The 22,647-nt window shown below is 69.1% G+C and carries 18 protein-coding genes; 9 read left to right on the plus strand and 9 right to left on the minus strand.

Translation table 11 applies throughout. The features are described 5' to 3' along the window. Positions 1 to 282: a GntR family transcriptional regulator gene (locus tag OG622_RS22815; RefSeq protein WP_060905028.1), complete on the plus strand. Its 282-nt coding sequence runs from the start codon at positions 1 to 3 to the stop codon at positions 280 to 282. A 17-nt stretch (positions 283 to 299) separates the two neighbouring features. Here OG622_RS22815 and OG622_RS22820 read toward each other — a convergent pair whose 3' ends face one another. Beyond that, positions 300 to 872, minus strand: a complete 573-nt coding sequence (locus OG622_RS22820; RefSeq protein ID WP_371578484.1) for a hypothetical protein — start codon at positions 870 to 872, stop codon at positions 300 to 302. Between the two features lie 61 nt (positions 873 to 933). Here OG622_RS22820 and OG622_RS22825 point away from each other — a divergent pair, with 61 nt between their 5' ends. Beyond that, the gene (locus OG622_RS22825) at positions 934 to 3,681 is read left to right on the plus strand and encodes a hypothetical protein (protein WP_371578485.1); all 2,748 of its coding nucleotides are present in this window, start codon (positions 934 to 936) and stop codon (positions 3,679 to 3,681) included. A 40-nt stretch (positions 3,682 to 3,721) separates the two neighbouring features. Here the strand turns inward: OG622_RS22825 and OG622_RS22830 are convergent, their stop codons facing one another. Continuing rightward, positions 3,722 to 4,369, minus strand: coding sequence for a Uma2 family endonuclease (locus OG622_RS22830; RefSeq protein WP_371578486.1), 648 nt, complete (start codon positions 4,367 to 4,369; stop codon positions 3,722 to 3,724). 130 nt (positions 4,370 to 4,499) lie between these two features. After that, a complete protein-coding gene (locus tag OG622_RS22835) occupies positions 4,500 to 4,931 on the minus strand; it encodes an ATP-binding protein (RefSeq protein WP_371578487.1) in 432 nt (143 codons plus the stop codon). 234 nt (positions 4,932 to 5,165) lie between these two features. Between OG622_RS22835 and OG622_RS22840 the strand changes: the two genes are divergently transcribed. The 3 genes from OG622_RS22840 (at position 5,166) to OG622_RS22850 (ending at position 7,898) form a co-directional block, all read left to right on the plus strand. After that, positions 5,166 to 6,047: a helix-turn-helix domain-containing protein gene (locus OG622_RS22840; protein WP_371578488.1), complete on the plus strand. Its 882-nt coding sequence runs from the start codon at positions 5,166 to 5,168 to the stop codon at positions 6,045 to 6,047. 10 nt (positions 6,048 to 6,057) lie between these two features. After that, on the plus strand, positions 6,058 to 6,252 hold the full coding sequence (locus tag OG622_RS22845) for a DUF397 domain-containing protein (protein WP_371578489.1): 195 nt from the start codon (positions 6,058 to 6,060) through the stop codon (positions 6,250 to 6,252). 416 nt (positions 6,253 to 6,668) lie between these two features. After that, on the plus strand, positions 6,669 to 7,898 hold the full coding sequence (locus OG622_RS22850) for a pectinesterase family protein (RefSeq protein ID WP_371578490.1): 1,230 nt from the start codon (positions 6,669 to 6,671) through the stop codon (positions 7,896 to 7,898). A gap of 74 nt (positions 7,899 to 7,972) precedes the next feature. Here OG622_RS22850 and OG622_RS22855 read toward each other — a convergent pair whose 3' ends face one another. From OG622_RS22855 to OG622_RS22875, 5 genes are all read right to left on the minus strand, one after another. After that, a complete protein-coding gene (locus OG622_RS22855) occupies positions 7,973 to 8,440 on the minus strand; it encodes a heat shock protein transcriptional repressor HspR (protein WP_371584180.1) in 468 nt (155 codons plus the stop codon). Between the two features lie 5 nt (positions 8,441 to 8,445). Continuing rightward, positions 8,446 to 9,624, minus strand: a complete 1,179-nt coding sequence (gene dnaJ, locus OG622_RS22860; protein WP_371578491.1) for a molecular chaperone DnaJ — start codon at positions 9,622 to 9,624, stop codon at positions 8,446 to 8,448. Between the two features lie 66 nt (positions 9,625 to 9,690). Then, complete coding sequence (gene grpE / locus OG622_RS22865; RefSeq protein WP_371578492.1) at positions 9,691 to 10,380, minus strand: nucleotide exchange factor GrpE; 690 nt, start codon at positions 10,378 to 10,380, stop codon at positions 9,691 to 9,693. Beyond that, positions 10,377 to 12,230, minus strand: coding sequence for a molecular chaperone DnaK (gene dnaK / locus OG622_RS22870; RefSeq protein ID WP_371578493.1), 1,854 nt, complete (start codon positions 12,228 to 12,230; stop codon positions 10,377 to 10,379). The genes grpE and dnaK overlap by 4 nt, the downstream gene beginning before the upstream one ends. A gap of 363 nt (positions 12,231 to 12,593) precedes the next feature. Next, positions 12,594 to 13,781, minus strand: a complete 1,188-nt coding sequence (locus OG622_RS22875; protein ID WP_371578494.1) for an MraY family glycosyltransferase — start codon at positions 13,779 to 13,781, stop codon at positions 12,594 to 12,596. Positions 13,782 to 14,046: 265 nt separating this feature from the next. Between OG622_RS22875 and OG622_RS22880 the strand changes: the two genes are divergently transcribed. After that, entirely contained in the window at positions 14,047 to 16,329 is a 2,283-nt protein-coding gene (locus OG622_RS22880; RefSeq protein WP_371578495.1) for a heterodisulfide reductase-related iron-sulfur binding cluster, read from the plus strand. 188 nt (positions 16,330 to 16,517) lie between these two features. On the opposite strand, the gene OG622_RS22885 is transcribed toward OG622_RS22880, so the two are convergent. Continuing rightward, complete coding sequence (locus OG622_RS22885) at positions 16,518 to 17,441, minus strand: DUF6281 family protein (protein ID WP_371578496.1); 924 nt, start codon at positions 17,439 to 17,441, stop codon at positions 16,518 to 16,520. Positions 17,442 to 17,717: 276 nt separating this feature from the next. Between OG622_RS22885 and OG622_RS22890 the strand changes: the two genes are divergently transcribed. The 3 genes from OG622_RS22890 (at position 17,718) to OG622_RS22900 (ending at position 22,579) form a co-directional block, all read left to right on the plus strand. Further along, positions 17,718 to 19,202: an FG-GAP and VCBS repeat-containing protein gene (locus tag OG622_RS22890; RefSeq protein WP_371578497.1), complete on the plus strand. Its 1,485-nt coding sequence runs from the start codon at positions 17,718 to 17,720 to the stop codon at positions 19,200 to 19,202. 199 nt (positions 19,203 to 19,401) lie between these two features. Then, positions 19,402 to 20,880, plus strand: a complete 1,479-nt coding sequence (locus tag OG622_RS22895; RefSeq protein ID WP_371578498.1) for an FG-GAP-like repeat-containing protein — start codon at positions 19,402 to 19,404, stop codon at positions 20,878 to 20,880. 262 nt (positions 20,881 to 21,142) lie between these two features. After that, the gene (locus tag OG622_RS22900; RefSeq protein ID WP_371578499.1) at positions 21,143 to 22,579 is read left to right on the plus strand and encodes an FG-GAP-like repeat-containing protein; all 1,437 of its coding nucleotides are present in this window, start codon (positions 21,143 to 21,145) and stop codon (positions 22,577 to 22,579) included. Positions 22,580 to 22,647: the final 68 nt, after the last annotated feature.

Here is a 22,647-nt window from a genome sequence, read left to right on the forward strand (position 1 = left end):
ATGAACCCTGACGCTGAGATCGACCACGGCGCGCCACTGACCCCGTACCGGCAGCTGGCCGAGATCCTCCGCGCGCAGATTCGGCGCGGTGACTGGCAGCCCGGACGGATGCTGCCGAGTGAAGCCCAGCTCGTGCAGCGCTACGGGATCGCTCGGACGACCGTGCGGAGAGGGCTTGGCCTGCTGGCCGACGAAGGATGGGTGTACGCCGTGCCCCAACGGGGGTGGTTCGTCACCGATCCCCTGCCGCTCTCCCCTGAGACGCCTGCATCCCCCGCGTAGCGAACAGTGCGGCGGGGTCACTCCCTGGGGTCGGTACTGCCGGGCGGGGTGTTGTGCTTGTCGATGTTGGCCAGGACCGCGCGGGCGTCTCTGACGTTCATCTCCAAGATGTCGCGGTCGAAGTTGCCGGGGTCGCGCCGGTATCGGGCCTTGCCCACCTCCGACACAAAGGCACGGGCTGGGATGGCATCCTGGCCCGGCGGAAGAAATTTGAGCATCTCCTCGTAGGCGGCGACGACGTAGGCCATCGCTCCCCGAAGCCTGTGGTGCTCGGACTCGGGGGTGTTGAGGAGCTGAATTCCAGTGGATTCGGCGAGCCGACCCGCGACCGCCTCGAACTCCCCTGGGTCGATGATCTGCGACGGCTCCGCACCACCGAACGCCGGCGGGGGCGGGGGAATCTCTTCAATCATGCGGAATTCGAAACGGCGGGTTCGTCCGCACTGCCCACAAGCACCCTCGTATACCGCGACCAGGTCGTCGCCGTGCAGTTCCAGTCGGTGTTGGCGGTCGAATTCGCCCGACCCGCACTCACAGCGATGTAGGTCCATGTACAGATGTGCTTCGGCCGATGAGCGCGCTGTCAACATGGCATGATCCTAAGGGCTGTTCGGCGCATTCGTCGGCGCGGATACGGGGGAGGAACATCACGTGGACACGACGGTCACCGACGCACGGTTGCGAGCCCAGCAGGCGGCGCTGATCGCGACGGTGAAACGTGAGCTGCGCACGGTGACGTCCGTCGTATTCGGGGAGCGATTCAGGTCGATCGACGAGAAAGTGGCGGAGGACGGCAGAGAGTACTTCACCCTGGAGGACACCCAGGGCGGCTCGGCCGACCTCTGGTTGGACGCCATTCCCATGGTCTCGGGAATGGTCTCCAACACCATGACGAACACGACGACGGATCAGTACGTCGTGCAGATTTCCGACCGTCTCCCCAGCGAATTCCTGACCCGTGTCCTCGCCCACGAGGTGGGCGAACTCATCGCCGCGCGCGACCGGTCGAGCCAAGGTCTGGCACCGGTACGCGAGAACCTCTTGCACCAAGAGGCCGACATCGGCGGTCGGCACGATTTGTCGAGCCAAGACCACGGACGCGTCGCCGAGCTGAACTGGCTTGCCGCCCAGGCCTCTGACACGGAACTTTCCAGCCCACAACGCGCCGAGGCTCGTGCCGGTCTCTCGGCACTGCTGGATCAGTGCGGTCTACGACCGACAGCGGCCATAGCTGAGCAGGAGGTACATGCGACTGAGCTTGAGGCAGCTGAAACACGGCGCATTCTCTCCAAGGATTTCCTCTCCTCCCGGGCCAAACGCCTGATCGCCACCCTCGCCCACCCCATAGAACACCTCGACCCCACCGACGCCACCGCCCTCCAAGCCTCCCGCGACGCCGCCCTACGAGCCGAGCGCCAGGTCGAGGCCTTCATCGGCCGGCGCGACGTCACCATGCCCATGCCGGGCTACGACCAGAACGGACTGCCGCTCCCCCGCGACCAGTTGGCGACGGCAGCCACCCAATGGGCGGAATACCGCGCCCAGGTCAGCGAGCGAACGGCGCAGGCGATCGAAGGGCAGTTGGCGCAGGGCGAGTTCCCGTCCCGCCGTGTGGTGATCGGCGGCGGGGCGAGCCTGACCGGCCGGGACACGGACGCGCTGCTGATCGACGGGGCGGGCCGGTGGCACCTGGACCCCGGCCGGGGCATCGTGCAGTCGGCGGACCAGGACCGGGACCTCGCCCAGTGGATGGGAGTCGATCCGCACTCCACGGTCGAGCGGCCCGGGGACCGCCTGCCCATCGAGGCCGTACGGATCTGGGAGGACCAACTCGCCACCCGGGGAGACCTGGTGAACGGTCACGCCCGCCTGCGGCTCGGCCGGAACGGCGAACTCCTCGCCGAGATCCAGAGGCCGCAACGGACGACCGGGGACGGCAAGGAGGCCCCGCCCCCACTGTGGGTGGCCTGCGACGGCACCCCGAGCATCGCCACCGGTCTGACCCCCGAGGTCGTACCCGGCATGCCACGCGGCGAACACGCCGTGGAGAGCCGCAGCGAGGCCGTACGGCTGATCGGTGACCGGCTGCGGGAGTTGGCGGAGCAGGGTCTGGCCGGGGCGGGCGAGCTGCGGGCCTGGCTGACCCGGGCCGAGCCGGGCGGCACGGACGCCCGTACCGTGCTCGGCGCCCTGAAGTCCTCGCCGCTGATGGACGCCCTCACGGCCGGCCTCGGCCCCGACAAGGCCCGCATGGGCAACTGCTTCGGCGCCCTCGACTCGACCGCGAAATGGGAGTCGGCCCGCGATGAGGCTCCCGGACGGGTACTGCTCGGCGACGAGGTCGCCGAGAACCGCTTCGACGCACAACGGGCCGAACACTGGGTCGTCGCGGGCTCCGGCGGCACCGGAGTCGCCAACGCGGAGATCATCCTCACGCAGAACCCGGACGCCCACGTCACGATCATCGGCTCGGCGCCGCCGCCGGCGTTGCAACATCAGGTTCAGTTCCCGGCGATGGAGAAGGCGTACGGCTCGGAGGGTGACGGGCGCCTGACCTTCATCAGGGCGCGGGTGGGAGCCATCGAGACCTACCAGGACGAGAAGACCGGCGAGACCCGCTTCCAGATCCCCTACGAAGAAGGAGAGGGGGAGACCAGGGAGCGGAAGGTGCTCCGGACCGACGGCTACGTCACCAGCCTCGGCCGTACCAACCCACTCCCGCCCGCCCTCCAGGTCCTCGCGAACGAGGTCCGGGACCGAGGCGGGCAGATCTCCGGGGACCTTCAGTTCGACAAGGACGACCAGTACATCGGCTACGGCCTTACCTTCACCGTCGACGGCAAGGAACACCGGGTCGATGTGGACGGCGCGGCCTCCTGGCAGTTGCCGCGCGAGATCTTCGCCCCGGAGACCGGCCTCCAGCAGCAGTTGAACGAGATGGGCGCCCGAGGCCTCCCCGCCGAGACCGGCAACGCCGCCCCCGGCTTCGCCCCGATCGCCCGGCAGAGCGCTCTGCGCGCCCGGGCAGTCGCGGCGGTGCAGGCGGGTGACGAGAGCGCCGTGCAACGGAGGTCGACCATCCCGGAACGCTGGCGTCGCCCGAACCTGGCCCCGGAAACCGCCCCGGAGACGGAAGCACCGGGCAAGGGCCCCGCGAACGCCGCCCCACCGCAGAAGGAGAACCAGCCGCGACAACAGACTCCCGCGGCCGAGCGGACCCTGGGCCCGCCTTCCCCCACCGACCGGGCGCCCGACCGAGCCGCGCCCGACACGCCCCTGTGGGAGGTCGGCATGCCCCGGCGCGGCACCCCCCGCGCGCCGCGCCCCACCACCCAGCAGCCCCAGCAGCCGCCTCCCGGCCAGGAGCGTCCTCACCCGGGGCTCGGTGTGGGCGACTGACCGGGCCGGCCGAGGACGTCGCCTGGGCCAGGACCGGAAATCAGCCCCGCTTCGGCCCCGTGATCGCCTCGCCGATGACGAAGCCCTTCGCCGGCCCTTCGGGGATGACGACCTCCGTGCCGTAGGGAACGCGGTGGATGTCGTCCCAGTCGGCCTTATCGGGGCGAGGACCGGTAAAGAGGGTGACAGTACCCTGGCCGTCGTAATCGTCGATGATCACGTAAGCGGGAATGCTTGCGCGGGCGTACTCGCGGCGCTTGCGGACGCGATCACGGTCCTGGTTGGTCCTGCCTGGCGAGACCACTTCGACGACCAGCGAGACAGCCTGCGCTTTGATCCCGAGACCGTCCTCGTCCTCGATCAGCTCCGCGTCCCGGGGCGCAACGAGTCCGTCCGGAATCCACGCCCTGCGTGCATGGATCACGTTCGCGTCGTTCCAGGCGCCGTAGTCGCTGTCCTTCAGATGAAGCGCCAGGGCATCCCTCAGGCGGTTGACGACCTGAGCATGCGCAAAGCGACCGGTGGGCGACACCTCGATGGCTCCCTCAATGATCTCAGCACGGTAGCCCTCAGGGAGTTCCATGGCTTTCCATACCTGCCACAGACCCTCGTCATGGTGGGGTCCGTTCACGAATTCAGCCCCAGCCTCGGACATGATCTCGGGCCTCTCGTGTGCAAGAGCGGTCAAGGTGGCACCTCCTCCTCAAGTGTGGGCTTGGCGTGCCCGGGGCACAAGCAACGCCGTCACGCTAGGCAGCCATACGGGCTCACCTGCGGAAACGCCCTCAGTTCACTCGAACTAGTGACGCAGAAACGACTCACCCACCGAGCCCCAGCTCGAACCACACCCCCTTCGCGAACCGCCCCGCCCGCCCGTCCGCGACCCCCCACCCGTCCGCCATCTCGTCCACCAGGGCCAGCCCCCGCCCCCAGCAGGCGGCACCCCCGTTCGCCGGCCGCACCACGACCGGAGGGTCCGCACTCTCGTCGAACACGCTCACCCGCAGCCGAGCCGGGGTGAGACAGACCCGGAGCATGGCGGTCCCCTTGGTGTGCAGGTGGACGTTGGTGACGAGCTCCGAGGTGCACAGGGCTGCGGGCATGACGAGCTGCTCCCGGTCGTGAGTGAAGAGGACGGCCCGTACGAAGTCCCGGCACAGGCGGGGCGCGGTCGCGTCGGCCTCGGCGAACAGGCTGTATTCGTGCGTGAGTTGGGCGGGGCGGTGGGCGGCACGGCGGGCTGTGTCCATGGGGAGGGCTCCTGGCGGGGGGAAGAGGGTCGGATCCCACTGCTCGGCGATGGCGTTGCCCTTGCGGGTGCTCTGTCGGCTGATGGGCAGGGGAAGTCGTGCAGTTCCGGTGCGTGACCGATTACACACTCACGGTAGAACCAAAGGGCTTTCAGTTACAACCCAATCGCCACATTCGGTGGACCATCCTCTACAGCCAGGGCAGACTTCGGGTACACCACCTAGGAGAGACCCGTGGGACTTCGCACCGTCATCAGCGAGCGCCAGCGACGCCTCGGCTTCGAACTCAAACACCTGCGCGAACATGCAGGGTTGACCGCTGCGGAGGCGGCCAAGCGGATCACCATGGGCCGCGTTCAGCTGAGCCAGATCGAAACCGCGAAAACAACGATCCTCACCGCACGACTCCGCGAGCTCTGCAACCTCTATGGTTGTACAGATAAGGCCTACATCGAGTCACTGGTCGCCATGTCCGAGGCGACGGGCAAGGGCTGGTGGAGCGCACACAAGAAGCGTCGGAGTATGGACGCTCTCAACACTGCGGAGCTGGAGGCGAGTTGCGTCGCCCTTCGGATGCATCAGTCACTGCTCATCCCCGGGCTCTTTCAGACACCCGCCTATGCCGAAGCCATCTTCGCCAGTGCGGGGCTGGGGTTCGAACGGAGCGAGGGAGCCCTTGAGTTCCGTATGGAACGGCAGCGGGTGCTCACCCGCCAGAACCCGCCCTCCGTACACGCCGTGATCCACGAGTCGGCGCTGCACATGCAGTTCGGCGGGGCCAAGGTGCTCCGCGAACAGTTGCTGCACCTTGTCGAGCTGGCGCGACTGCCCAACGTCACGATTCAGGTCTATCCGTTCAACGCCCAGGTCTACGGAGCGGTCAGCGGCCACTTCGTTCACGTCGCACCAGCGGTCCCGACGCTGGGCACCGTACTGCTCGAACTTCCCATCGGGCTGCAGTACTTGGGCGACAGGTCGAGCCTGGAGCAGTACGAGCGACTCTTCCAGCACCTGGCCAAAAACGCCCTCGCCCCCATCGACGTATCGTTGGCCCCTGAAACACACTCGGTGAAGGACTCGCTGGCTCTCATCCAGCATGTGCTCTACACCCTTTAGGGAGACCCCCATGGCTGAGCTCAACTGGCAGAAGTCGAGCTTCAGCGCCGGCCCCGAGGGCGAGTGCCTCTACGTAGCCACCGCCCCCGACGGAACTCTCCGCCTCCGCGAGAGCGACGCGCCCCACACCATCCTGGCCACTGACCCCCTCGGCCTCGCCACCCTCCTGCACCACGTCAAGGCAGGGCACCCGCTCAAACGCTGAGGTCGCGCCGGGCCCGGCCGATCACGCGCTGCGCCTCGGCGCCGAAGACCGCGCTGTCGCGGAGCGTCTCCCAGACGCGGTGGTACAAACGAATCAGGCCCGGGGAAACGAACGACGCTGTCGGCGAACCCCGTCTCCGGCACTGTCAACTGGCCTGAGAGTCCCACTCAACTCTCGCTTGGCGATTCGCCAACAGCGTCGTTCGAAAACGCACCGTCGGGCCCCTTGGCGGCCCTCCAACACCCTCCTGAAACTTCATCACTTATCATCCTCCCGCTACGCGACAGCTCTCTCAACAGCCCCACCTGTGCTGTCTCGCCGCACACATCTCACACATCTCATACATTTCACCTCTCCCCCCACCACCCCATGCCGACATCGTTCGTCCTGTCTCATGGGCCGAAAGGCTGCCAACGATGACCGAGGATGCTTCTCCCATAGCCATGTCGAAGCCGACGGTGCGACACCGTCGCCGGGGCGGCCGCAACCGTCTGCGCGCCACCGCCGTCGCCACCGCGATCGCCTCCGCCACCGCGATCGCCTCCGCCACCGGTGCCGCCGCCGCCCCCGGCACCGAGTCCGCCTACCTGCTCCGCGCCATCGACGAGGCAGGCAACGTCTCCGCCGACTCCGCCGCCGTCTCAACCACCCGGCCGCACGAGGTCGCCGCGGTCCCGGGCGCCGACGCGGTCGTGGACGCGGATGGCGACGGGGACCACACGAGCGTGCAGGCCGCGCTGAACGCGCTCGGCGCGGGCACGGCCGCCGACCCGGTGGTCATCCAGGTGAACCCGGGCACGTACAGAGAACTCGTCCAGGTCAACAACAAGTACGTCCGCCTCGTCGGGGCCGGCGACCACCCGTCCCAGACCGTCATCACGTACGACAACGCCGCCGGCACCCCGACCGCCGACGGCACCGGCACGCTCGGCACGCAGAACAGCCGGACCATGTACGTCAAGGGCTCCGACTTCCTGGCCCGCAACCTCACCATCGAGAACTCGTTCGACGAGGCGGCCAGCAGCTACGCGAACAAGCAGGCTGTCGCCCTCCTCACCCAGGCCGACCGGCTGGTCTTCGACAACGTCCGCTTCCTCGGCAACCAGGACACGCTCTTCCTGAAGTCGACGACGACCACGACCCCCAACCGGGTCTACTTCACCCACTCCTACGTCGAGGGTGACGTCGACTTCGTCTGCGGTTACGCCACCGCCGTCTTCGACAGATCCACCTTCAAGCTCCTCAGCCGGGGCTCGAAGAGCAACAACGGCTATGTGGCCGCCCCGTCGACGGACTCGTCCACCAACTACGGCTTCCTGATCACCGGTTCGACGCTGACCAGCGATGCCCCCGACGGCACGTTCCACCTCGGCCGCCCCTGGGTGACCGCCTTCAGCGGCGCGAAGGGCAGCCTGGTGATCCGCGAGTCGTCGCTCCCGGCGGCGGTCAAGGCCGCGCCCTACCAGGACTGGAGCTCCAGCGGCACGACGTACCCCTGGAAGGACTCCTTCTTCCGCGAGTACGCCAACACCGGTGCGGGATCGGTGAGTTCGGCCACCGAGAACCGCCCCCAGCTCACCGCCGAGGAGGCCGCCTCGTACGAGAAGGCCGACTACCTGGGCGACTGGACCCCGAACCTCGGCTGACACACACGGACACATGACAAGGGGGCCCGGAGGTTCGCCTGAACCTCCGGGCCCCTACCTGCACTTGACGGCCGTCAGTCCGACGCCTGCCGCCCCTTCGGCCGCCACACCACCAACGCGCTGCTCTGCTGCATCTCCTGATACGGCACCAGGTCGCGCCGGTACGAGGCGTGGACCGCGGCTTCGCGCTGGCGCATGGTCGCGGCGGCGCCGTCGAGGGCGGCCTCCATCTCGGCGACCCTCGACTGGAGGGCGGCGACCTGGTTCTCCAGCTCGATGATGCGCTTGATGCCGGCCAGGTTGATGCCCTCGTCCTGCGACAACTGCTGGACGGTGCGCAGCAGTTCGATGTCACGGGCCGAGTAGCGACGGCCGCGCCCGGCGGTGCGGTCCGGGGAGACCAGGCCGAGACGGTCGTACTGTCGGAGGGTCTGCGGGTGCAGACCGGAGAGCTGGGCGGCCACCGAGATGACGTACACCGGTGTCTCTTCCGTCAGCTCGTACGCCCTGCCCAACGGGTTCTGCCTACGGCGGCCGTCCATCACATTCATGCTCCCTTCGCGGCCTGGAACAGCTCCGCTCGCGGGTCCTCGCCCGCGGTCGCCTCGCGATACGCCTCCAGGGCGTCACGAGCCTTCCCCGACAGGTCCTTCGGAACACTCACCTCGACCGTGATCAGCAGGTCCCCGCGGGTGCCGTCCTTACGGAAGGCGCCCTTGCCCCGGGCCCGCATCGTACGGCCGTTCGGGGTGCCCGGAGGCAGTTTCAGCGTGACCGGCGGTCCGCCCAGGGTCGGGACCCGGACCTCGCCGCCGAGTGCCGCCTCGGGAAACGTCACCAGCACGGTCACCGTGAGGTTGTCCTCCTTGCGGCCGAACACCGGGTGCGCGTCGACGTGCACGACGACATACAGGTCACCGGCCGGTCCGCCCCGTTCACCGGGCGCGCCCTTGCCGCGCAGCCTGATCCGCTGGCCGTCGGAGACGCCCGCCGGGATCCTGACCTGCATGGTGCGGGACGACTTGGCGCGGCCCGAACCCTTGCATATGTCGCAGGGGTCCTCGGCGATCAGACCCCGGCCCTTGCAGTCCGGGCAGGGATCGGTCAGGGAGAAGCCGCCGCCCGAGCCCCGCGCGACCTGGCCGGTGCCGACGCATGTCGGACACACGCGGGGTGTGCCGTTGGCGTCGCCGGTTCCCGAACAGGGCTTGCAGGGCGACTGCGAGGACATCCTCAGCGGTACGGTCGCGCCCTCGATGGCCTCGGTGAAGCTCAGTGTGACCTCGGACTCGATGTCCTGGCCGCGCCGGGGCTGCACCCGTGTGGTGCCGGAGCTGCCGCGGTTGAACAGGCCCCCGAAGACATCGCCGATGCCCCCGCCGAAGCCGCCCGCCTGCCCGCCGCCCTGGGCGCCGCCTCCGAAGAGGTCGCCCAGGTCGAAGTTGAACGAGCCGCCGCCCGCGCCGGGCCCGGGGCGGAAGCCGCCGTTGCCGAAGAGCGTGCGGGCCTCGTCGTACTCCTTGCGCTTCTTGGGGTCACCGAGGATGTCGTTCGCCTCGGAGATCTCCTTGAAGCGCTCCTCGGCCTTGGTGTTCCCCTTGTTGGCGTCCGGGTGGAACTCGCGGGCGAGTTTGCGGTACGCCTTCTTGATCTCGGCCTCGGTGGCGTCCTTGGGGACGCCGAGGACCTTGTAGTAGTCCTTCTCGATGAAGTCCTTGGTACTCATCCGCGACGTCCCTCCTCCCACTCACCGTGCACGTCACCGTGCACGTCACCGTGTACGCCGTCGGCGTCAGCCCTCGTCCGGGCCACCGCTCTCCTTGTCGTCAGCACCGGAGGCACCTTCCGCGGTCTCCGCGGAGTCCGCCTTGGCGGGCTGCGCCCCCGGCTGGGGCTCGGCCACGGCCACCCGCGCGGGGCGGATGGTGCGCTCGCCGATGCGATACCCCGGCTGGAGAATCGCCACGCACGTCGTCTCTGTGACGTCGGGCGCGTAACTGTGCATCAGGGCCTCGTGGATCATCGGGTCGAAGGGCTCGCCCTCCTTGCCGAACTGCTGCAGGCCCATCTTCGCCGCGACGGTCTCCAGCGACTCCGCGACGGACTTGAAGCCGCCGACGAGCTCACTGTGCTCCCGCGCGCGGCCGATGTCGTCGAGCACGGGCAGGAGTTCGGTCAGGAGGTTCGCGATGGCGATCTCCTTGACCGTGATCCGGTCGCGCTCTACCCGGCGGCGGTAGTTCTGGTACTCGGCCTGGAGCCGCTGGAGGTCCGCCGTGCGCTCACCGAGCGCCGTACGCACCTGGTCCAGTTGTGCCGTCAGACCGGCCACCTGGGCCGTCGCTGCCGCGTCCCCGGCCGGGGCCGCCCCCTCCTGGGGGGCGGCCTTCGGCTCGGCGTCGTCAGAGCCGGAGGGGACGTCGGGCTGCTGCGGCTGACCTTGCGGCTGCTGCTCGTCGAAGCCCGGGGTCTCCTCCGTCACGCGGCACCGTCCTTGCGCTCACGGTCCTCGTCGACGATCTCGGCGTCGACGACGTCGTCGTCGGCCTTGGTGTCACCGGCGCCGGCGCCGGCCTCGCCGCCCGCGGCCTGCGCGGCCTGGGCGTCGGCGTACAGGGCCTGGCCGAGCTTCTGCGAGACGGCGGCGACCTTCTCGGTGGCCGTGCGGATCTCGGCGGTGTCCTCGCCCTTGAGCGCGGCCTTGAGCTCCTCGACGGAGGCCTCGACCTCGGTCTTGATGTCGCCCGGGACCTTGTCCTCGTTGTCCTTGAGGAACTTCTCGGTCTGGTAGACGAGCTGCTCGCCCTGGTTGCGGCTCTCGGCGGCCTCGCGGCGGGCGTGGTCCTCCTCCGCGTACTTCTCGGCCTCCTGGCGCATCCGGTCGACCTCGTCCTTCGGCAGCGAGGAGCCGCCGGTGACGGTCATCTTCTGCTCCTTGCCCGTGCCGAGGTCCTTCGCGGTCACGTGCATGATGCCGTTGGCGTCGATGTCGAAGGCGACCTCGATCTGCGGGACACCGCGCGGGGCGGGCGGCAGACCGGTCAGCTCGAACATCCCGAGCTTCTTGTTGTACGCCGCGATCTCGCGCTCGCCCTGGTAGACCTGGATCTGCACGGACGGCTGGTTGTCCTCGGCGGTGGTGAAGATCTCGGACCGCTTGGTCGGGATCGTCGTGTTCCGCTCGATGAGCTTGGTCATGATGCCGCCCTTGGTCTCGATACCGAGGGACAGCGGGGTCACGTCGAGGAGCAGGACGTCCTTGACCTCACCCTTGAGGACACCTGCCTGGAGGGCGGCGCCGATGGCGACGACCTCGTCCGGGTTCACACCCTTGTTGGCCTCGTTGCCGCCGGTCAGCTCCTTGACGAGCTCGGCGACGGCGGGCATACGGGTGGAGCCGCCGACGAGAACGACGTGGTCGATCTCGGAGAGGGCGATCCCGGCGTCCTTGATGACGTTGTGGAACGGCGTCTTGCAGCGCTCCAGCAGGTCGGCCGTCAGCTGCTGGAACTGGGCCCGGGTGAGCTTCTCGTCCAGGTGCAGCGGGCCCTCGGCGGAGGCCGTGATGTAGGGCAGGTTGATCGAGGTCTCCGTGGAGGAGGACAGCTCGATCTTCGCCTTCTCGGCGGCCTCGCGCAGACGCTGCAGCGCCATCTTGTCCTTGCCGAGGTCCACACCGTGGCCGGCGCGGAACTGCTGCACCAGGTAGTCGACGACGCGCTGGTCCCAGTCGTCACCACCGAGGTGGTTGTCACCGTTGGTGGCCTTCACCTCGACGACGCCGTCACCGATCTCCAGGAGCGACACGTCGAAGGTGCCGCCGCCGAGGTCGAAGACGAGGATCGTCTGGTCGTCCTTGTCGAGGCCGTACGCGAGAGCGGCGGCCGTCGGCTCGTTCACGATGCGCAGGACGTTCAGGCCCGCGATCTCGCCGGCCTCCTTCGTCGCCTGACGCTCGGAGTCGTTGAAGTAGGCCGGGACGGTGATGACCGCGTCCGCGACCTTCTCGCCCAGGTAGGCCTCGGCGTCGCGCTTCAGCTTCTGCAGGATGAAGGCGCTCATCTGCTGCGGGTTGAAGTGCTTCCCGTCGAGCTCGATCTTCCAGTCCGTGCCCATGTGCCGCTTGACGGACCGGATCGTCCGGTCCACGTTCGTGACCGCCTGGCGCTTGGCGACCTCGCCGACGAGCACCTCGCCGTTCTTGGCGAAGGCGACGACGGACGGCGTGGTCCTGGCGCCCTCTGCGTTGGTGATGACGGTGGGCTCGCCGCCTTCAAGAACGCTGACGACGGAGTTAGTCGTGCCCAGGTCGATGCCGACCGCACGTGCCATTTCAATTCCTCCAGCAATGACTTGAGTGGAACGGACTCAAGTGTGCACGACACCCACCGATGGGTCAACAGAGCTGAGTCGAGGAGGCTCAACTCTTATGTTTTCCTTATGCGCAACCAGGGCCTGAACTGGGGATATGTGGGCGCCGGGGTCGGCAGAAACCCCGGGCAAGGGTCACCTTCCGACCGGCTCGACGGCGACGGCGACGGGGACGGCGACGGAGGACGCGACGGGGACGGGGCGCGGGACGGGGACGGCGGCAATCGCCCCCGGGCGCGACCAGCCCTCACCCGCCCACACATGCCCGGAGCCCGCGAGCCACCCCGCCCCTCCCCCCACCTACCCCTCACCTCTCTCCCCCACCTACCCCACCCACCCCCGCCGCCCCAGCCCCGCCGCCTCCTGCCGGCGGAGGCGTTGCGGCCGGGGCGACGGGCCGGGGGCGGCGCGGCCTCCCGGGATGGGGCGGGTGGCGGGGGCACGGTGGACGCCCGTGGGGGCAGGCCGGGCGGCGGTGGACTGGGGGCGGCGGGCGGCGGGCGGCATCGAGCGGGTGGCATGGGCAGAGGCCGAGGCAAGGGCGGAGCGGGGCGGGCCCACCGGCACGAAGAGCATCCCGAGTACGACCACCCCGGTCGCCCCCGCCACCCACCACGCGGAGCGCGGCTCCGTCCACAGCATGTGGACGGCGAGCCCGACCCCGGCGGAGCCCGCCGCGGCGAGCCCCAGCACGACCACCACCCCCGGTGGCGTGAGACCGATCCGCCGCAGCCGGTGCGCGAGATGGTCGGGCCCGCCCCGCCACAGTTCCCGCCCCGCGCGCTTCCGCGACACGAGTACGAGGACGACGTCGGCGGTCGCCACGGCCGTGAGGGTGAAGGGCGCCCCGACACCGGCCCCGTACCCGACGGCGTACACATGCAGCACGCCGCCCGCGAGCACGAAGCCCACGAAGAGGGCCCCGCAGGTGCCGAGCACGATCCGCGCGGGCGGCCAGTTATGCATCAGGAACCCGGTGAGCGCGGCCGCCAGCACGCTGAACAGCGTCGCCAGACCGTCCATGACCTCGGCCGCCGCACACCCGCTCAAGCCGAACGCGGTGACCGCCCCGACCACCCCGAGCGCCCCGTCGGAACGCGCCATCCCCTTGAACCCGTGCACCACGAGCAAGATCCAGGCAACCCCCGACACCCCGCCCAGCACGCCGAGTTCGCGGTACGGCACGACCAGCGCGGCGGCGACGACCACCCCCGCCGCCCCCATCACCGCGGGGAGCCGCCACACGTCACCGACCAGCCCGAGCAGCCCGAGCCCGGCCCCGACGACGATCAGCCACCCGGCCTCGTCCCCCAACGGAGCAACACCGCTCCACTCCCCCACCCACGCCACGGCCCCCACCCCGGCCATCACCGCGACTCCGCCGAGCAACGGCACCCGCCGCCCGCGCCGCCGCTCCACGACCCCCAGCCGCAGCGCGGGCGCGCGTACGGCCGCCGAGAGCACGGCGGTCAGCAACAGGGCGGAGGCAGCGGCAAGGATTCCGTACAGCACGAGTCCAAGTTAGGCGTGAATGTCACAATTTCTTATGAATAACACGATCGTTTTGAAACAGCGCGACCGCACGACATCGACCCCGGTTCGACAGGGCCACACTCAGGCGACCCTCAGCGACGCAGATCACCGCCCCCCTGGCTACAGTGCGGCAGGAGAACTGGGTAGTCTCAGACGGACTGCATAAGTTACCGCTTAGTAATGATCTCCGAGGGGCCCGGGAGGCACCCCGGAGGAAAACCCTCGCAGGCCCGAGGAGCCCCCAATGCAACTCGCCGCGATCATCGTGTCGCTGGTCCTGACCGTGGTCGGCGTTGCGCTCATCGCCCGAGCCGTGGCGCAGATCTACCGGTTCGTGAAGCTCGGTCAGCCCGTACCGGCGGGCAGCCGTACGGACGACCCGAAGGCGCGCTCGATCACCCTGGCCAAGGAGTTCCTCGGCCACACCCGGATGAACCGGTGGGGGATCGTCGGCTTCGCCCACTGGTTCGTCGCGATCGGCTTCCTGACGCTGCCGCCGACCCTCGCCCAGGCGTACGGCCAGCTGTTCCAGGCGGACTGGACGCTGCCGGTGATCGGCGGCTTCCTGCCGTTCGAGATGTACATCGAGTTCATCGGTGTGATGACGATCCTCGGCATCCTCGTGCTGATCGCCATCCGGCTGCTCAACCTGCCCTCACGGGCCGGCCGCAAGTCGCGTTTCGCGGGCTCCAAGGCCTGGCAGGCGTACTTCGTCGAGTACGTCATCCTCACCATCGGCGTCGCGATCTACGTACTGCGCGGTCTTGAGGGCGCCATCCACCACGTGGACCACTACGAGGCCGGGTACTTCGCCTCGTACCCGCTGGTCCTCGCCTTCAAGGACATCGACCCGTCGACGCTCCAGAACCTGGTGTACTTCGTCGCGATGATCAAGATCGGCGTCTCGCTGATCTGGATGATCACGGTCTCGCTGAACACCAACATGGGTGTCGCCTGGCACCGCTTCCTCGGCTTCCCGAACATCTGGTTCAAGCGCAACGCCGATGGTGCGACGGCCCTCGGCGGCCTCCAGCCCATGACGTCGGGCGGCAAGCCAATTGACTTCACCGACCCCGGTGACGACGACGTCTTCGGTGTCTCCCAGGTCGAGCAGTTCTCCTGGAAGGGCATCCTCGACTTCTCCACCTGTACCGAGTGCGGTCGCTGTCAGTCGCAGTGCCCGGCCTGGAACACCGGCAAGCCGCTGTCCCCCAAGCTGCTGATCATGTCGCTGCGGGACCACGCGCACGCCAAGGCCCCCTACCTCCTCGCCGGTGGCGGCAAGAACGCGGAGGGCGAGGAGAAGGCCTCCGCCGAGCAGCTCAAGGACGTGCCCGCCGCGGCTCTCGCCGAGGCCGAGCGGCCGCTGATCGGGACCGTCGAGGAGAACGGCGTCATCGACCCCGACGTCCTGTGGTCCTGCACGACCTGCGGTGCCTGCGTCGAGCAGTGCCCCGTCGACATCGAGCACGTCGACCACATCGTCGACATGCGCCGCTACCAGGTGATGATCGAGTCCGCGTTCCCGTCCGAGGCGGGCACGATGCTCAAGAACCTGGAGAAGAAGGGCAACCCCTGGGGCCTGGCGAAGAAGCAGCGCCTGGAGTGGCTCAAGGAGGTCGAGTTCGAGGTCCCGGTCGTCGGCAAGGACATCGAGGACCTCTCCGAGGTCGAGTACCTGTACTGGGTCGGCTGCGCCGGCGCCCTGGAGGACCGCGCCAAGAAGACCACCAAGGCCTTCGCGGAACTCCTCCACATGGCCGGCGTCAAGTTCGCCATCATGGGCGGCGACGAGAAGTGCACCGGTGACTCCGCCCGCCGCCTCGGCAACGAGCCCCTGTTCCAGGAACTCGGCATGGAGAACGTCGCCGCGCTGAACATGGCCTTCGGCGAGGACGACGAGGACGAGTCGACCAGGAAGCCGAAGTCGGCCAAGAAGATCGTCGCGACCTGCCCGCACTGCCTCAACACGATCGGCAACGAGTACCCGCAGCTCGGCGGCGACTACGAGGTCATCCACCACACCCAGCTGCTCCAGCACCTGATCGACGAGGGCAAGCTGATCCCGGTGACCCCGGTCGAGGGCCTGATCACCTACCACGACCCCTGCTACCTGGGCCGTCACAACAAGATCTACACGCCCCCGCGCGAGATCATGTCCGCCGTCCCGGGCCTGCGTCAGCAGGAGATGCACCGCCACAAGGAGCGCGGCTTCTGCTGCGGCGCCGGTGGCGCGCGGATGTGGATGGAGGAGCGGATCGGCAAGCGCATCAACAACGAGCGCGTCGACGAAGCCCTCTCCCTCAACCCGGACATCGTCTCCACGGCCTGCCCGTTCTGCCTCGTCATGCTGACCGACTCGGTCAACGGCAAGAAGAACGAAGGCAAGGCCAAGGAGTCCATCACGGTCGTCGACGTCGCCCAGCTGCTGCTGGAGTCCGTGAAGACGCCCGTCCCGGACGACGACGAGCCTCCGGCGGGCACGACGGAGGCAGAGACCGAGCCGGAGCCGCAGCCGGTGAAGTAGCAGCCCTCCCGCACGGCGGTCGTACGCAGTCGGTACGCCCTCGGTACGCCGTCGGTAGGCACTCGGTACGACGCCCCCGGTTCCGCTTGGACCGGGGGCGTCGCCGTGTCACCGCGCGATCGATTCACCCAGCATCGGCTCGGCGAGCAAGCGGCTCAGCAAACAACGAGGCTCACCGTGCAATCGGTTCACCGCTCCTCGGCCGGGAGCAGTTCCTCGACCTCCGGCGGCAGGTCGTCGGCCATGCGCACCATGAGGAACGGCTCCTCGTCCGCCGAGAAGCGGATCGCTATGGCGTCGGCCGGGTCCAGCCCCTTGATCGCGTACGCCTCGAACGTCGCCGGCTCGGCCGTGGTATCGACCTCGCCGGGTGTGTCGCCGCAGGGCACCGCGCGGGCCGTCCCCACCTCGGCCCCCAACTCGATCTCAGCGTCGCCACGGTTGAAGTAGCTGTCCTTTCCGTACTCCACGACGAGCACGCACTTCCCCGGACTCACCCCGCTGCCGCTGTCGCCACTGTCATCGCCGCCGGCGTCGGCACCGTCTTCGGGCTCCTCGTCAAGGGCGCCCGCGATGCCGCTCACGTCGCCGTCGCCGTCGCCGTCTCCCCCGCCGTCTCCAGGCTCATGCACCATGTCGTTGTCGTCACCCTTGCCGCTTTGGTCACCCTTGTCCTTGCCGTCGCCCCCGCCGGCCCGCTCGTCCTTCCCGAAGATCCGCTCGACCGCCACCTTCAGGCCTTCGTCCTCGATCGCGTGGATCACGACACGCACCTCGTCCCCCGGTGACTCGCGGACCGCGATCGCGTCCTTGCTGTCGATGCCCTTGATGGCGTACGCCGCGTAGACGGTCAGGTCCTCGGCCGGTACCTGGTCCTCCTCGCCACCGCCCGTGTCGTCGCAGACCGAGTCCCGTGCGGTGCCCACCTCGGCGCCGAGGGTGTGGTCGACCTTGCCCGCATCGAGGTACACCCGGTCGTCGTAGTCCACGGCGAACACGCACGAGGCCGAACTCGTACCGCCTGTCTCCAGTGCCGCGCACCCGACGGCCAGGGGGACCATCGTCAAGGTGACCAGGGCGGCCAGGGCGATCCGTACACGGGTACCGTTCATCGTCGTGTCTCCTCAACCGAATGCGACGGCTTGTCCGCCGTTGCCTCGCACCGCAGACGCATCACCACCGCAGAACGTTCGGACAGCCCGGTCGGCCCGGCGCCTCGGGAACCTCTCCGGGCCCACGTACAACCCGGCCACCCTCTCAGCGGTCTCCCCTTCGCCGACGTCCTCCCCAACTCCTGTAGAACTCCAGGCACATGGGTGCGGAACGGGCACCCCATCGACTGTGGACGTCCGCTGCCGGGCGTCCCGCATGCCGCAGGAGATCCCCGCATGCACAAGCACCCGCGACTCGCCCTCGCCACGGCCTCCGCGGCCGCGCTGACCGGCGGTCTGCTCACCTTCTCGGCCGCGACGACCGCGACGGCGGCCGACTCGGTGCACCACCCCGTGGCCGACTTCAACGACGACGGGTACGGCGATATCGCGTACTCGGCCGCCGTCGCCACGGTGGACGGCAAGACGTACGCCGGCCAGATCGTCGCCCTGTACGGCTCGGCCAGCGGCGTGACATCCACGAACCGCACCACGATCAGCCAGAACACGCCCGGCATCCCCGACAGCGCCGAGCAGGGCGACAGCTTCGGCGGGGTCAGCGCGTACGGCGACTTCGACGGCGACGGCTTCGACGACCTCGCCGTGTCCGCGTCCCTGGAGGACACCGGCGGCACGAGGGACACCGGCACGGTCGTGATCGTGTGGGGTTCGTCGAGCGGCCTGTCCGGCGGTACGACGCTGGCGGACCCGGCGCCCTCCCGCCACGGCGGCTGGGGCAAGTCGCTGGCCGCGGGCGACTTCGACGGCGACGGCACGGAGGACCTGGCGGTCGGCACCGCGTCGAGCACGATCCATGTGTTCAGTGGCGGCATCGGCAGGTCAGGCAAGGCCGGCGGCGGTTACACCGTCAAGGCACCCATCAGGTCCGAGGAGTTCACGGGCGCGCTCAACCTCACCGCGGGCGACGTCGACGGCGACCGGCGGACCGACCTGATCGTCAACGGCATCGTGACCGGCGGCGAGTGGCGCTGGAACGTCAACTACTACGTGCCCGGCACGGCCTCCGGTCTGTCCGTCGCCTCCGCCCGGAAGCTGAAGCCCGGCATCGTCAGCGGCATCGGCGACATCAACGGCGACGGCTTCGGCGACATCGTGACCGGCCAGGAGTGGGACCCGACCGACGACCCCGACGTGCTGTCCGCACCCGAGTCCGTCACCGGCGGCAAGGCCAACATCACCTACGGCTCGGCCGGCGGCCCGGTCACGGCCACGGCCACCGCGGTGACCCAGGACACCGGCAACGTACCCGGCGCCTCCGAGCCCGGCGACAGCTTCGGCTTCGAACTGTCGCTGGGCGACATCAACGGCGACGGCTTCCAGGACCTGGTGGTCGCCACGTCCGACGAGAACCTGAAGGGTGTCGTCGACGCGGGCGCGGTGACGGTCCTCTACGGCTCGGCCTCCGGCCTGGACACCGACTCCGGCTCCCAGTACTTCGCCCAGTCCACGGCCGGTGTCCCCGGCGCGAACGAGATCTACGACCACTTCGGCTCCGAGGTGAAGCTCACCGACGTCACGGGCGACGGCAAGGCGGACCTGACGGTCGGCAGGGCCGGCGAGAACGGCGGCAACGGCTCGGTGGTCTACCTGCCCTCCAACGGCACGAAGATCACGACGACCGGCACACGTTCCATCTCCCCGTCCTCCGTGGGCGTGTCGACGCACGCCTCGCCGAACTTCGGCGGCGAGGCGGCCAACTGACGGGCTAGAGGCCCAGGTGCCCCACTGGTCCCAAAAGTTTCTCGAACTCCCGTACAACCCTCCCGCCACCCCACCGGTCTCCTGTTCGCCAACTTTCCTGTGAAGCCCAGGCGAACTCCGGGCGAACACGGACAGAAGGGCACCCCATTTGACTGCGGGACGTCTGCCAGACGTCCCGCATGCGGCAGGAGATTCCCGCATGCGCAAGCACCTGAGACTCGCCCTCGCGACGGCCTCCGCGGTCGCGCTGACCGGCGGTCTGCTCACCTTCTCGGCCGCGACGGCGACGGCGGCCGACTCGGTCCACCACCCCGTGGCCGACTTCAACGGCGACGGCTTCGGCGACGTCGCGTACTCGGCGGGCGGGGCCTCCGTCGGCGGCAAGACAGCCGCCGGGCAGGTCGTCGCCCTGTACGGCTCTGCGAACGGCGTGACCTCGACCAAGCGCACGACCATCAGCCAGAACACGACCGGCGTGCCCGGCGACGCCGAGGCCAACGACTGGTTCGGCTGGTCCACCGCGTACGGCGACTACAACGGCGACGGTTTCGACGACCTCGCCGTGTCCGCGCCGGACGAGGACGTGTCCGGCGACACCGACGGCGGCACCGTCCTCATCGTGTGGGGCTCGGCCAAGGGCCTCTCCGGTGCCACCACCATCAAGGACCTGGCGCCCTCCTCGCACGACCAGTGGGGCAAGTCGCTCGCCTCGGGCGACTTCGACGGGGACGGCACCGAGGACCTGGCGATCGGCAACACGTCGAACCTCGTGTACATCGTCGGCGACGGCATCACCAAGTCCGGGTCGCTCGGCGACCAGTACGGCATCAAGATGGACATCCGCTCCGGCAAGGGCACGGGCGCGGTCATGCTCACCGCCGGCGACACCAACGGCGACAAGCGGACCGACCTGGTGGTCGACGGCTACGAGATCGACGGCGACTGGGGCTACAACACCAACTGGTACGTGCCGGGCGCGGCCGACGGCCTGGGTGCGGACGGCGGTGACCGGGAGCTGAGGCGCGGTGTCATCACCGGCATCGGCGACGTCAACGGCGACGGCTTCGGCGACGTGGTCACCGGTCAGGACTGGGACCCGTCCAAGGACGGCAGTGAGCCCAGCGTGCCCGACTCGTCCACCGGCGGCAAGGTCCACATCATCTACGGCTCCGCCGACGGCCCGACCACCACGGTCGCGGTGACGCAGAACAGCGGCAACGTGCCCGGCTCGTCCGAGCGCGGCGACTTCTTCGGCAGCGAGCTGTCGCTCGGCGACATCAACGGTGACGGGATGGCCGACCTGGTCGTCGGCTCGCCCGGCGAGAACCTCGGCGGTGTCGTCAACACCGGCGCGCTGACCGTCCTGTACGGCTCGGCCTCCGGCGTGAACACCACCTCCGGCCTCCAGTACTTCGCCCAGTCCACGGCCGGCGTCCCCGGCTCGGACGAGAAGGACGACCTGCTCGGCGGCGAGGTCAAGCTCACCGACGTCACCGGTGACGGCCGGGCGGACCTGACGGCCGGCTCGTACGGCGAGAACGACTACAACGGCTCGTTGCTCTACCTGCCCTCCAACGGCACGAAGATCACCACGACGGGCGCCCGCTCCATCGCCCCGTCCGCGGTCGGCGTCTCCACCACCGGCCAGCCGGTCTTCGGCTCGAACGCGGCCAACTGAGCACCGGCTGACGTACACGGCCTGCGATGAGCACCGACTGACGTACACGGCCGGTGAAGGGGGCCCGCATCCGACAGGGATGCGGGCCCCTCACACACGACGAGCGGTCCGCGACCCCGAAAGTTCACCGAACTCCCGGGCAACCCTCCCGCCCCTCCACCGGTCTCCTGCCCGCACACCCTCACGACGGCTTCGCACACCCCTACGACGGCAGTTGGGCCCGCCGCGCTCGGCGCGAGCCCTCCTCCCTCCTGGAGTCCCCTTGCGTACTCGCTCCTTCCTCCTGGCCGCCGGCCTCACCACCGGCCTCCTCACCGCGCTCCCGGGCACCGCCTCGGCAGCCCCAGCCCCCTCCGGCCTCTCCGGCGACTTCAACGGCGACGGCTACCGCGACCTCGCGATCGCCGCGTCCATCGCCAAGGTCTCCGGCAAGACGGGGGCCGGTTACGTCGCGGTCGTCTACGGCACCGCGAAGGGCCTCGACACGGCCAAGCGCCAGATCATCAGCCAGGCCACGACCGGCGTGCCCGGCGCCCCGCAGTCGTCCGGCTACTTCGGCGACCGCCTGACCACGGGCGACCTCGACGACGACGGCTACACGGACCTGATCGTGGGAGCACACGGCCGGACGCTCGGCTCGTCCGGCGACTCCGGCGCCCTCACCGTCCTGTGGGGCGGCGCGAGCGGTCTCAAGACAGCGACCGACATCACCTCGCCGCTGCCCGAGAACCGCAACGAGCTGGGCTGGTCCGTGGCCACCGGTGACTTCGACGGCGACGGCGACACCGACCTGGCCGCCGCCAACCTCGCGTTCCCCGAGCTGAACGTCTTCAAGGGCCCGATCTCCCGCACCGGCAAGGCCACGGGGCTCGTCGGCATCGACACGTACGGGCAGACCGGCATCAACACCGACAAGATCGTCGCGGGAGACGTCACCGGCGACGGTACGACGGATCTCCTGGTCATGGGCCAGCAGGAGATCAAGAACGGCTACCGCACCCGCAGCGTCCTCTACAAGGGCTCCGCCTCCGGCCTCAAGGCGGGCGGCAAGGTCGCCGGCGGCTACGACGCCGTCATCGCCGATGTGAACAAGGACGGCCGGGGCGACATCGTCACCGGCAACTTCATGGAGAAGTCGACCGACGAGCCGAACGGCGGCCTCGGCGGCGCGATCACGGTCACGTACGGCAGCGCCACGGGCCTCAGCACCCGTACCCCGGTCCGTATCAACCAGGACACCGCGGGCGTGCCCGGCACCGCGACGAGGAACGACAGGTTCGGCTGGAGCCTGTCCGCAGGCGACGTCAACCGCGACGGGTACACCGACATCGCGGTCGGCGTCCCCCAGAAGAGCGTGGGCTCGGCGAAGCACGCCGGTGCCGTCGTCGTCCTGCGGGGTTCGAAGTCCGGCCTCACCGGCAGCGGCGCCAAGTCCTTCTCCCAGAACACCTCGGGAGTCCCCGGCGCCGCGGAGTCGTACGACTACTTCGGAGCGGCGGTCCGTCTCACCGACAGCAACCTCGACGGTTTCGCGGAACTGGCCGCGGGCGCCTACGGCGAGAACTCCAGCGACGGTGCCGTCTGGCTGCTGAAGTCCGGCTCCTCCGGCATCACGGGCACCGGCGCGAAGTCCTTCAACGGCAAGACCCTGGGCGGGCCTTCGGGCGACGCGTACTTCGGGGACGTACTCGGGGGCTGACGGACACGAGGACGGGAACGGGGACGGGCAACGGCTGATGGGGGCGGGCAGAGCGGGCAGAGCGGGGT

Source organism: Streptomyces sp. NBC_01314, assembly GCF_041435215.1.
In the GTDB taxonomy this organism is placed as follows: Bacteria; Actinomycetota; Actinomycetes; order Streptomycetales; family Streptomycetaceae; genus Streptomyces.

Bases quoted from the DNA above. Each gene is read 5' to 3' on its own strand.
- OG622_RS22815 (WP_060905028.1), top strand. From the start codon at position 1: ATGAACCCTGACGCTGAGATCGACCACGGCGCGCCACTGACCCCGTAC.
- OG622_RS22820 (WP_371578484.1), bottom strand. From the start codon at position 872: ATGTTGACAGCGCGCTCATCGGCCGAAGCACATCTGTACATGGACCTA.
- OG622_RS22835 (WP_371578487.1), bottom strand. From the start codon at position 4,931: ATGGACACAGCCCGCCGTGCCGCCCACCGCCCCGCCCAACTCACGCAC.
- OG622_RS22845 (WP_371578489.1), top strand. From the start codon at position 6,058: ATGGCTGAGCTCAACTGGCAGAAGTCGAGCTTCAGCGCCGGCCCCGAG.
- OG622_RS22850 (WP_371578490.1), top strand. From the start codon at position 6,669: ATGACCGAGGATGCTTCTCCCATAGCCATGTCGAAGCCGACGGTGCGA.
- OG622_RS22855 (WP_371584180.1), bottom strand. From the start codon at position 8,440: ATGGACGGCCGCCGTAGGCAGAACCCGTTGGGCAGGGCGTACGAGCTG.
- dnaJ (WP_371578491.1), bottom strand. From the start codon at position 9,624: ATGAGTACCAAGGACTTCATCGAGAAGGACTACTACAAGGTCCTCGGC.
- dnaK (WP_371578493.1), bottom strand. From the start codon at position 12,230: ATGGCACGTGCGGTCGGCATCGACCTGGGCACGACTAACTCCGTCGTC.
- OG622_RS22880 (WP_371578495.1), top strand. From the start codon at position 14,047: ATGCAACTCGCCGCGATCATCGTGTCGCTGGTCCTGACCGTGGTCGGC.
- OG622_RS22885 (WP_371578496.1), bottom strand. From the start codon at position 17,441: ATGAACGGTACCCGTGTACGGATCGCCCTGGCCGCCCTGGTCACCTTG.
- OG622_RS22890 (WP_371578497.1), top strand. From the start codon at position 17,718: ATGCACAAGCACCCGCGACTCGCCCTCGCCACGGCCTCCGCGGCCGCG.
- OG622_RS22895 (WP_371578498.1), top strand. From the start codon at position 19,402: ATGCGCAAGCACCTGAGACTCGCCCTCGCGACGGCCTCCGCGGTCGCG.